The sequence below is a fragment of the Uliginosibacterium sp. sgz301328 genome (assembly GCF_041807905.1).
In the GTDB taxonomy this organism is placed as follows: domain Bacteria; phylum Pseudomonadota; class Gammaproteobacteria; order Burkholderiales; family Rhodocyclaceae; genus JBGVSA01.
The window spans coordinates 240704-251427 of sequence record NZ_JBGVSA010000004.1 but is presented as its reverse complement, the minus strand read 5'-3'; the positions used below and the strand labels follow the sequence as shown (position 1 = coordinate 251427).

Below are 10724 nucleotides of genomic sequence, written 5' to 3'. Positions count from 1 at the left end.
CACAGGGCGAGAAGGTTGCGGCGTAGCCGTCGGCGAGGACTGTTTGAGCCCGGAGGGCGAGTTCCGCAGCCGCCTTCTCGACCGCGCAGCGCAGGGGATCGGCCGAAGGCCCACGACGCTGTGGGGTCGCTTTCTTGGTGACTTCTTTGTCGATAACAAAGAAGTTACTCGCCCGCCGGGGCGAACTCCCGGCCGTCGTGCAGCAGCAGTCAAGATGACGGTTGATAGACAAAAGCCCGAGCAAGAAAGGGCCTTTCACCGAGTGCATGGGATGCAAATGCCGGATGACGCTTCGCTCTTCTGCCCTACGGCCCCCAAAGAAGCCCCAAACGCTACTCCTCCACATCTCTCCCCGGCGTGATGGCCGGCCGAATCACCGCCGCCGTCAACGCCGCCGAGCAATACTCGATGAACGCGAACCCAAACCCCCGCAAGTAGTGCCCGCGCCGCACGGCAATGCGCGTCGTGTTCTCCTCGAACAGATGACTGCTCTCCAGCAATCGCAGCGCATCATCCTTCTCGGCGTTGTAAGCCATCGACGCGATGATGCCGATGCCCAGGCCAAGCTCCACATAGGTCTTGATGACATCCGCATCGAGCGCGGACATCACGATGTCCGGCGACAGGCCCGCGCGCTGGAACGTATTGTCGATCGTCGCGCGCCCGGTGTAGCCCTCGTGGTACGTGATCAGCGGGTACTCCGCCACCGCCTCCAGCGTAAGCGGCTTGACGGTGTTGAGCGGATGCTCGCGCGGCACGACCACGGCGTGGTTCCACGTATAGAACGGAAACGATGCGATGTCCGCCTGCCCTTCGAGCGACTCCGTTGCAATGCCGATGTCAGCGTCGCCACTCTGGAGCATGTCGACGATTTCCGCCGGGCTCACCTGATGCAGTTCAAGGTGCACCTTGGGGAAGGCCTGCTTGAATCGCGTCACCACGCGCGGCAACGCGTAGCGCGCCTGCGTGTGGGTGGTGGCGATGGTCAGCTTGCCCTCGTCGCGCTGGCTGAACTGTTCCGCCAGCCGCTTGATGTTCTTGGCATCGAGCAGCATGCGCTCGACGATCAGCACCAGTTCCTTGCCCGGTTCGGTCAGCCCGAGCAGGCGCTTGCCGCGCCGCACGAACAGTTCGACGCCCAGTTCGTCTTCGAGATCCTTGATGTGTTTGCTCACACCGGACTGCGACGTGAACAGCGCGTTGGCAACTTCCGTCAGGTTGAAGTGCTGGCGGACAGTTTCGCGGATGATGCGAAGCTGTTGGAAATTCATGATGCAACCCTTGTCTGCACGGTCTGCGCCGGCTGCTCGAATACTCTCAGTTGGGAAGGTACGACGCGAACGCGCGAGCCTTCGGCCAGGTTCAATTCACGCACGCGCTGGCGTGCGAGTTCGACCTCCACCACGGCCGGCGCACCGCTGCCGGGCTGCCCGGCCAGTTCGATGCGCGACACCGGGCCAAAACTCAGGATGCGCGTCACCTGCGCGGCAATGCCAGCAGCATTGCCTTGTTCGGGAACGATATCCAGTTCGTGCGGGCGCGCAAACGCGATGACGTCCGCGCCATTGGTCAGCGCCTCCCCATCGTGCAGATGGGCGTGACCTGCAACGTGAACGTGCCCGCCTTCGGCGCGGCCGTGGAAGAGATTCACCGAACCGAGAAAGCCATACACGAATGGCGTCGCCGGTGAGTCATACACGTCGTTGGGCGAGCCCACCTGCTCGACGCGGCCGCGATTCATCAGCACGACGCGGTCGGAGACTTCGAGCGCTTCTTCCTGATCGTGCGTGACGAAGATGCTGGTGATGTGCAGCTCGTCATGCAGGCGGCGCAGCCAGCGGCGCAGTTCCTTGCGCACCTTGGCATCGAGCGCGCCGAACGGTTCGTCCAGCAGCAGCACGCGCGGCTCCACCGCCAGCGCACGGGCCAGCGCGATACGCTGGCGTTGCCCGCCCGACAGTTGCGACGGGAATCGATCCGCGAGCCAATCGAGCTGCACCAGTTCCAGCAGTTCGTGCACCTTCTTGCGGATGACCGCCTCGGCGGGACGTTGCTTCTTGGGCTTCACACGCAGGCCGAAGGCCACGTTGTCGAACACGCTCATGTGGCGGAACAACGCATAGTGCTGGAAGACAAAACCGACCTGACGCTCGCGCACGTGCGTGTCGGAGGCGTCCTCGCCATCGAGCAGCACACGGCCACTGTCGGCCTGTTCCAGCCCGGCGATGATGCGCAGGAGTGTCGTCTTGCCGCAACCGGACGGCCCCAGCAGTGCCACCAGTTCGCCCGAGGGAAAGTCGAGCGACACGTCGCCCAGCGCCGTGAAGTCGCCGAACTGCTTATGGATGTTTTCAACCTTGATGCTCATGTCGTATCTCTCTCGTCTTACTCGGGCCGACCGTCGTCGTGCGCCAACTGTCGGGATGCCTGCCACTGCACGTACGATTTGATCGCCAGCGTCACCAGCGCCAGCATCGCCAGCAGCGACGCCACCGCGAATGCCGCGGCGAACTGGTATTCGTTGTAGAGAATCTCAACCTGCAAAGGCATGGTGTTGGTGACGCCGCGGATGTGCCCGGACACCACCGACACCGCGCCGAACTCGCCCATCGCGCGGGCGTTGCACAGCACCACGCCGTAGATCAGGCCCCACTTGATGTTGGGCAGCGTCACGCGGAAGAAGGTCTTCCAGCCCGAAGCGCCCAGCACGATGGCGGCTTCCTCTTCTTCCTTGCCCTGCGCCTGCATCAGCGGGATCAGCTCGCGCGCCACGAACGGGAAGGTCACGAACACCGTCGCCAGCACGATGCCCGGCACGGCGAAGATGATCTTGATGTCATGCGCGGACAGCCACGGTCCCCACCAGCCCTGCGCCCCGAACATCAGCACGTAGATCAGGCCCGCGATGACCGGCGATACCGAGAACGGCAGGTCGATCAGCGTGATCAGGAACTGCTTGCACGGAAATTCGAACTTGGCGATCAACCATGCCGCCGCAACACCGAACACCAGATTCAGCGGCACCGCGATGACGGCGGCAAGCAGCGTCAGCTTGATCGCCGACCACGCCTCTTCGTTGGTAAGCGCCTCGATGTAGGTTTCCCAACCCTTGGCGAAGGCCTGCGTGAAGACCAGCAACAGCGGCAGCAGCAGGAACACCGCGAAGAATGTCAGCGACACGCCGACGATGGTCCACTTCACCCACGACGATTCGCGCGTTGCCGGGTTCACTTCGTAGAAGTCGGCCGCGTCGGCCAGACTCATGGTGGTGGCACCGGCCATTACAGCGCCCTCCCGATACGGCGCGCGCTCCACGCTTGCAGCCCGTTGATGATGAACAGCAGGATGAACGAGAAGATCAGCATCACGCCTGCAATGGCCGTTGCCCCGGTGTAGTCGTATTGCTCGAGGCGCGTGATGATCATCAGCGGCGTGATCTCCGACACCATCGGGATATTGCCGGCAATGAAGATCACCGAACCGTACTCGCCGACCGCACGCGCGAAAGCCAATGCGAAGCCCGTGAGCAGCGCCGGCAGCAGCAACGGCAGGATCACCAGGCGGAAAGTCTGCCAACGTTGCGCACCCAGGCTGGCGGCGGCTTCTTCAAGTTCCGTTTCCAGATCCTGCAGAATCGGCTGGATGGTGCGCACCACGAAGGGCAGCCCGATGAATACCAGCGCGATCAGCACACCCCAGCGCGTGTAGGCGATGCGAATGTCGTACTCGGCGAAGAAGCTGCCGACCCACCCCTTGGGCGAGTAAATCGACGCCAGCGCGATACCGGCCACCGCCGTCGGCAGCGCAAACGGCAGGTCGATCAGCGCGTCGATGATCTTCTTGCCGGGGAATCGATAGCGCACCAGCGCCCACGCCAGCAGCAGGCCGAACACCGTGTTGATGGCTGCCGCCAGCAGCGAAGCCCCGAACGACAGCTGGTAGGAAGCCACCACGCGCGGCGAGGTCACCACGTTGAGGATGTGCGACCAGTCGGCCTTGGCGGTCTTGAGAAAGACCGCCGACAGGGGAATCAGCACGATCAGCGACAAATAGACGAGCGTATAGCCCAGCGACAGGCCGAAACCCGGCAGCACACGGTGACGGCGCGGGCGGGAGGGGTGTGCGGGCAGCCCGCCGGAGCCGGCGGACAGGGCATGCGAAGACATCACGGCTCCATTCCGATTGAATGGAGCCAAGTCTAGGGGTCAGCCCTTGTGAAAATAAATAATAAAAACTGCGTCGCTTATTCCAAAAAGCGAAATGGACTTCACGGACGAAGGGCGCCCAGGCGTTCCCCCGCCGCCGCCAGCGTGGCGTCCTCCTTGGCGAAGCAGAAGCGCACGATGCGGTCGTCCCGTCCATCGGCATAGAAAGCCGAGACGGGAATGCAGGCCACGCCCGCGTGTTCCGTCAGCCAGCGCGAGAAGGCCGCGTCGCCCAGATCGTCGCGGACGGCAGCATAGCGGGCCAACTGAAAGTACGTCGCGCGGCTCGGCAGCAGTTCGAAACCAGCGCGTTCCAGGCCCTTTGCCAGCAGATCCCGCTTGCGGGTAAAGAACGCCGGCAATCCCTGCCAATGCGCCGGCTCGGCCAGCATCTCGGCCAGCGCCCTTTGGGATGGGTGGTGTACAACGAAAACCAGGAACTGGTGGATCTTGCGGAATTCGGCCGTCAGCGCAGGCGCTGCCACGCAATAGCCGATCTTCCAGCCGGTCACGTGGAATGTCTTGCCGAACGAGTACACCGCGAAACTGCGCGCCCGCAGCGCCGGATGGGTCAGTACGCTCTGATGCTCGATACCGTCGAAGACGAGATGCTCGTAGACCTCGTCGGCCAACACGTAAAGGTCGTGCCGTTCGACGATCGCCGCCAGTGCATCGAGGTCATCGCGTGTAAAAACCGTCGTTGCCGGATTGTTCGGGTTATTGATGAGCACCATGCGCGTGCGCGGTGTCACCGCGGCTTCGACGCGCGCCCAGTCGACGCTGTAATCCGGCGCATCCAGCGGCACATGTACGGGCACCGCGCCCTGCGCCCGGATGGCAGGCGCGTACGAATCGTACGAAGGATCGAGCACGATGGCCTCGTCGCCAGCATGCAGCACCGCCGCGATGGCGGTGAAGATTCCCTGCGTCGCTCCGGCCGTGATGGTGATCTCGGTATCGGCGTCCACCGCCACGCCGCGGCTCAATGCCAGCTTGGCCGCCACCGCGCGGCGCAACTCGGGCAGGCCGGCCATCGGCGCGTACTGGTTATGCCCGTCGCGCGCGGCACGTGCCAACGCGTCGACCAGCGCCGGATCGCAGGGGTAGTCCGGAAACCCTTGCGACAGATTGATGGCGCCGTGCTCGTTGGCGAGCTGGCTCATGACCGTGAAGATGGTCGTGCCGACATCCGGCAATTTGGACTGGAAGCTCATGACGCCGAAGTATAGAGGCGCGTCGGGCGCCCCGCACGCTGGGGCGCACCCGATCTGCTAGCCCGCCCCGCGCACGCGCAGGTGCCGCGTCGGATCGTTTTCGGTGCCGCCGGGCTTGCCGCGCCGCCAGCCCATGGCGCGGACGTATCCGCCAAGCTGCCCGCCTGTTTCGATGGCCGCGGCATCGATAGGTACGCGCGCCTCGGCCTGCGGCGCGACGTAGAGCGCGTCGACCGGGCAGTACAGTTCGCACAGAAAACAGGTCTGGCAATCTTCTTGCCGCGCGATGACGGGCGTGCCGTCCGTGGCGTCGAACACGTCGCGCGGGCAGGTCTTCACGCACAGGTTGCAGTCGATGCAGCGTTCCGCGTGGATGAGTTCGATCATGATGCCAATGCCCTCCGTGCGGTGTCGTCGGGGGTGGCGAAGACTTCGTCCACGCCCGATACGTGAATGCGATGCGACTGCGCCGCGTCGGTGTCGGGCAGATCGACACGGCGATGCAGTCCGCGGCTTTCGGTCCGCGCGGCGGCCGCCGCCCAGATGAAGCGACCGGTGGCCGTCATCGCCGCGAGTTCGCGCACGCGAAGGGCCTCGCGCCCAGCTCCGGCAGCGTGATCGCGCACATCCTCCCACAGCGCATCGAGTGTTTGTTGCGAGCGCGCGATGCGCCCGCCCGAGCGGAAGAAGTTCACGTCCAGCGGCAGCGTTTCTGCCTGCACGTAGGGCAGCAGCGCGCGCGCGGTCAATTCATCGGAGGCGGCGCGCCGTGGCCGCAGTCCGGCACCGCCCAACGCGCGCACCGGGCGAGTGAGTGCGGCGTCGCCCAGGCTTTGCGCAAAACGCGCCGCACCGCGTCCGCTCCACGTGCCGCTGGCAATCGCCCACGATGCATTGGGACTGCCGCCGCCAGTGACGGCGCCGGCGAGGTTCTCGCGCGTGGCCGCGTCCCCCGCCGCAAAGAGGCCCGGCACGGTCGTCGCGCAATCATCATCGATCAGATCGAGACCGCCCACGCCGCGCACGGTGCCCTCGGAACGGAGCGCGACGCGAAACCGCTGGGTGAAGGGATCGATACCCGCCCGGTCGTGCGGCAGAAAGCAGTTCGGTTGCCCCCGGCGCAGCCAGTCGTGTTCTTCTTCGCGTCCGCGATCCAGGCACGCATAGACCTGATGACCCTCGACGATGGCGCGGGCGATGCGCACGGCGCGCTCCTCACCTGTCTCGGGCAAGGGCGAGCCGTCCTCCAGCGTGAAGCTCGCCAATGCGAAAGGCAGCCCCTTGGTCACCGACGCGTCGGCCACACACAGCCCGTACTGCGCAGAGAACTCCATGCCGGACAGGCGCGCGCCCGCTTCGGCCGCCATCAGGTAACCATCGCCCGTATTGCCGTCGCACCCCAGCGCATGGGAGAGAAAAGTGCAACCGCCGGCAGCGATCACCACCGCGCCCGCGCGCACCTGCCAGCGCTCGCCGCTGCGCGGATGCAAGCCGGCCGCGCCCGCCACCACGCCGTCGCTCCACAGCAATTCGGTGGCCGGATGGTGATCGAGAATGCGCACGCCAGCGCGCACGACGCGGCGGCGCATGAAAGCCATGTAGTCGGGCCCGCGCAGATTCGCGCGATACGGGCGCCCTTCTTCGTCGAAGGGAAACGGATAGCCGGCGACCGCGATGTCGTCCAGCCCGCGCAGCGCCTGCTCCATGGTGCGCACGATCCAGCGGCGGTGCGCCAGGCCGGTCGAGCGTTCGAGCCGGCGCTCGACTTCCGCATCGCGCCGCGCACCGGCCGGCAGATACCAGGCGCCGGTGTTCGATGGCGCGGTCGCGCCGGACGTCCCGCAATAGCCCTTGTCGGCGAGGATCACGCGCGCGCCCTGCGCGGCCGCGGCCAGCGCAGCCCATGTGCCGGCGGGGCCACCGCCAATGATGAGCACATCCGCGACTTCATCGCGGCTGGCGGAAAAGGGGGAATAAGTCTCCGTGGTCGTCATGCGCGCCGGGGCCTCCGCAAGAGGCCACGCGCGCGAAGGGGAAATGCCGTCTGCAAGATTCGATCTCCATGCGCGGAGAATTTCCGCGCCCGCGTGGGTCAGGAGGTATCCATAGCAGGCGGCATGCCATGACGTCCGCTCGACGGCACATGTGCCCGGGCGCCGCATCGGACGGCCGTTTGCGCCGATTTCAACGCGTCGCTGGCACGCGGATGCGCTGCTGCGAAATCACCAATGCGACGATGCACTGGTGAGAATCCAGCAGGTCAGGCGGCAGACGTTTTTGGCCGGTGGCCCGATACGTCCGCACCCGCGTCATGCGGCAGGCGCACGAACATCAGCGCCGAGATGATCGACAGCACGCCAACGGCGACGAACGCTGCGCGAAAGTCGGCCAGCCCGGTGCCGGTCGTGCCGTGCCATGCCTGCGACATCTTGATGACCAGGGCCGACACCGCCACGCCAAGCACCATCGATATCTGCTGCGTCATCGTCGACAAAGTGGCTGCCGCATTGCGCTGCGGACCATCGATGTCGGCGAAAGTGAGCGTGGCAAGCGAGGTGAATTGCATCGACCGCGTCAGCCCGGCAATGAACATCACCGCTATCGTCACCGGCAGCGCGGTATCGCGTGTGAGCAATGCGCACGCCAGCAACGACAGCCCGGCGAGCAGGCCATTGATCACCAGCACGGAGCGGAAGCCGAAGCGCTGCAATGTCGGCGTCGTCACCGCTTTCATGCCGAGGTTGCCGGCGAAGTACGCCAGCACCAGCCAGCCGGACTCGATGGCCGAAAGGCCGAATCCGACCTGGAACAGCAAGGGCAGCAGGAACGGCGTGGCGTTGATCGACATGCGGAAGAAATTGCCCGCGCCCACCGACGCCATCGAGAAAGTCTGCACGCGCAGCGATGCCAGATCGAGCAGCGGCTGCTTCACCCGCTGGAAGTGCCGCATCGCCAGCGCGCCCACGCAGAGGCCGGCGATCGCGAGCGCCAGAGCGACACTGGCGCGACCGTGCGCGTGACCGAAGCTCTCCAGCCCGTAGAGCAAGCACACCAGCGAAGTCGAAGCCAGCGCAAAACCGCGCACGTCGAGCGCCACATCTTCGTCGCTGCGCAGATTGGGCACGAAACGATAGACCAGCCATGCGCCGACGATGCCGAGCGGCACGTTGAGCAGGAAGTTCCAACGCCAACTGACGTACGTAGTGATGACACCGCCCAGCACGGGACCGATGACGGGAGCGATCAGCGCCGGCCACGTGATGAGCGCAGTGGCCTGCAACAGCTCCGCCTTGCTGGCGTGGCGCAGCACCACCATGCGGCCGACCGGCGTCATCATCGCGCCCCCGATGCCCTGCAAGGCCCGCGCCGCGACGAACATCGGCAGGCTGGTGGCCAGTCCGCAGGCCAACGACGATGCCGAAAACACAATGACCGCCAGCAGGAAGACGTTGCGTGCGCCGAAGCGGTCGGCGATCCACGCGGACGCCGGCACGCACGCGGCCACCATCAGCATATAGATGGTGATGCCCAGCGACAGGTCCAGCGGTTGCACGCCGAACGAGGCAGCCATCTGCGGCAGCGAAGTGTTGATGATGGCGCCGTCCAGGTTCTGCATGAAGAACGCACAGGCGACGATGAGCGCGACACGGCGCGCGTTGGGAAGTGAGGCTTGGGTCATTTGATGCGTGTGACTGGGGCCCGCGCCTGCGTGAGCGGCGGGCCGGAAGGCGGAACCATACTCCGCCGCGGGAACGACCGCCAGCTGATCACTGGCTGCGGTGCGGCGAGCCGCCGCCCGTTTCGCCCCGGTGGCGCTCGTGCATACAGTACGAAAGATCCAGCGAGGCGATCACGACGCGCTCCCTTGCGCCTGCGGCAGCGGAACGGCGAGCGTGCGATACAGGCGCGGCATCAATCGCAGCATGAATACGCCGTACAACAGTGCGCCGCAGCCGACGAGCCACGGCAACCCGATCCAGTGCGTGCCCTGCCCGATGACAAATGCGCCGAACGAAGGCGCGGTGCGAAATACCAGCCCGTACAGCGCCATCACGCGCCCACGCATGGCGGGCTCGGCACGTAACTGCGCCAGCGACTGCATGCCGATGTTGCAGGTGACGTGGAACAGGCCGGCCACCACCATCGCCGGCACCGCTACGCGCAGGTCCGCGGAGGCAACGAATACCAACAAGGCCGCCGCAATGCCAATGCCGCTCCACAGGATGATGCGCGGCAGTGCGTCCAGTCCGGGACGCCGGCGCAGCATCCAGCTCGCACCGAGCAGCGCGCCCGCGCCCTGCGCGCTCATCAGCATCGACAGGGTTTGCGGACCGCCCTGGAAGACCATGCCCGCGAAGGCAGGGAACAGCTCCGCGAACGGTCGCGCCAGCACGGAGAAAGACACCGCCACCACGAACACCATCGCAATGGGCGGCGTGTTGGCGACATATTCGAAGCCCTGCGCGATGTCACGCCCGATCGATCTGCCCGACGATGTGGCCGGCCGATCGATCCAGCGCCGCACGTAGGCCGTCACCGCCAGCACCGACAGGAACGAGATCGCGTTGGCGAGGAACACCAGCCCCGTCTGTCCATGCAGCATCAACACACCGGCCAGCGCCGGACCCGTGATACGCGCCAGATTCATGGCGATGGAGTTGGTGGCAACACCCTGCGACATACGCGCCGGGCCGGCCAGCGTGCCGGTGACGATCATGCGGACCGGCTGACAGAAACCTTGCAGGATCGATTCGACGATCGTCAGCGCCAGCAACAGGCCGACGCCGAGCATGCCTGAGGCATGCAACAGCCACAGCGAAGCGGCCTGCACGAGCAACAGGGTCTGCGTGAGCCACAGCAACCGATACGGGTTGTGCCGGTCGACCACTGCACCGGCCAGCGGCGCAACGACGAGCGCGGCGAAGACATCTGCCAGCGCCATGGTCCCGACCCACGCGGCGGAGTGCGTCAGCTCCCACGCCAACCATCCGACGCCAGCCTTCTGCATCCATGTCCCGACGGAAGACAGCCCCTGTCCGGCGCTGAATGCGACGAAGTGACGGACCTCGGCGTGGGCAGGTTGCGACGGGGCGACGGTGGTTGCGTCGTCCCGAAGTGATGCGGGCGTGGCGTTCATCGGAGGCGGAGGCCGCTCGAAGCGGAGGACGAAGATCGTGCGGCCATTGCAAAGGGCGTGCCGATTCACGCCCGCCCGCGCGGACAACGTGTCGTGGCCGTCCGCGACCTGAGCAAGCGGCGATGCTGGTGGCGCGCCGTGTTGAATTCTGCGCAGATGCGGCCATAC

10 protein-coding genes are annotated in these 10724 nt (G+C 65.6%); all 10 read right to left on the bottom strand.

All coding sequences use genetic code 11. The annotated features are described in order from the left end of the window. Nucleotides 1-268: hypothetical protein (locus ACDA63_RS05075; protein WP_373662104.1), on the bottom strand; the 268-nt coding region annotated here is incomplete at its 3' end. Between the two features lie 64 nt (nucleotides 269-332). Then, complete coding sequence (locus ACDA63_RS05070) at nucleotides 333-1271, bottom strand: CysB family HTH-type transcriptional regulator (RefSeq protein WP_373662103.1); 939 nt, start codon at nucleotides 1269-1271, stop codon at nucleotides 333-335. Further along, nucleotides 1268-2368, bottom strand: a complete 1101-nt coding sequence (locus ACDA63_RS05065) for a sulfate/molybdate ABC transporter ATP-binding protein (protein ID WP_373662102.1) — start codon at nucleotides 2366-2368, stop codon at nucleotides 1268-1270. The genes ACDA63_RS05070 and ACDA63_RS05065 overlap by 4 nt, the downstream gene beginning before the upstream one ends. A gap of 17 nt (nucleotides 2369-2385) precedes the next feature. Beyond that, a complete protein-coding gene (gene cysW, locus ACDA63_RS05060; protein WP_373662101.1) occupies nucleotides 2386-3282 on the bottom strand; it encodes a sulfate ABC transporter permease subunit CysW in 897 nt (298 codons plus the stop codon). After that, the gene (gene cysT / locus ACDA63_RS05055; RefSeq protein ID WP_373662100.1) at nucleotides 3282-4166 is read right to left on the bottom strand and encodes a sulfate ABC transporter permease subunit CysT; all 885 of its coding nucleotides are present in this window, start codon (nucleotides 4164-4166) and stop codon (nucleotides 3282-3284) included. The genes cysW and cysT overlap by 1 nt, the downstream gene beginning before the upstream one ends. A 101-nt stretch (nucleotides 4167-4267) precedes the next feature. After that, a complete protein-coding gene (locus tag ACDA63_RS05050; protein WP_373662099.1) occupies nucleotides 4268-5419 on the bottom strand; it encodes a methionine aminotransferase in 1152 nt (383 codons plus the stop codon). A 57-nt stretch (nucleotides 5420-5476) separates the two neighbouring features. Then, nucleotides 5477-5806: a 4Fe-4S dicluster-binding protein gene (locus ACDA63_RS05045; RefSeq protein ID WP_373662098.1), complete on the bottom strand. Its 330-nt coding sequence runs from the start codon at nucleotides 5804-5806 to the stop codon at nucleotides 5477-5479. Further along, the gene (locus ACDA63_RS05040) at nucleotides 5803-7413 is read right to left on the bottom strand and encodes an FAD-dependent oxidoreductase (RefSeq protein WP_373662097.1); all 1611 of its coding nucleotides are present in this window, start codon (nucleotides 7411-7413) and stop codon (nucleotides 5803-5805) included. The genes ACDA63_RS05045 and ACDA63_RS05040 overlap by 4 nt, the downstream gene beginning before the upstream one ends. A 266-nt stretch (nucleotides 7414-7679) precedes the next feature. Next, nucleotides 7680-9098 (bottom strand): MFS transporter, encoded by a 1419-nt coding sequence (locus ACDA63_RS05035; protein ID WP_373662096.1) that lies wholly within the window; start codon nucleotides 9096-9098, stop codon nucleotides 7680-7682. A 171-nt stretch (nucleotides 9099-9269) separates the two neighbouring features. Continuing rightward, the gene (locus tag ACDA63_RS05030; protein ID WP_373662095.1) at nucleotides 9270-10556 is read right to left on the bottom strand and encodes an MFS transporter; all 1287 of its coding nucleotides are present in this window, start codon (nucleotides 10554-10556) and stop codon (nucleotides 9270-9272) included. Between the last annotated feature and the right edge of the window lie 168 nt (nucleotides 10557-10724).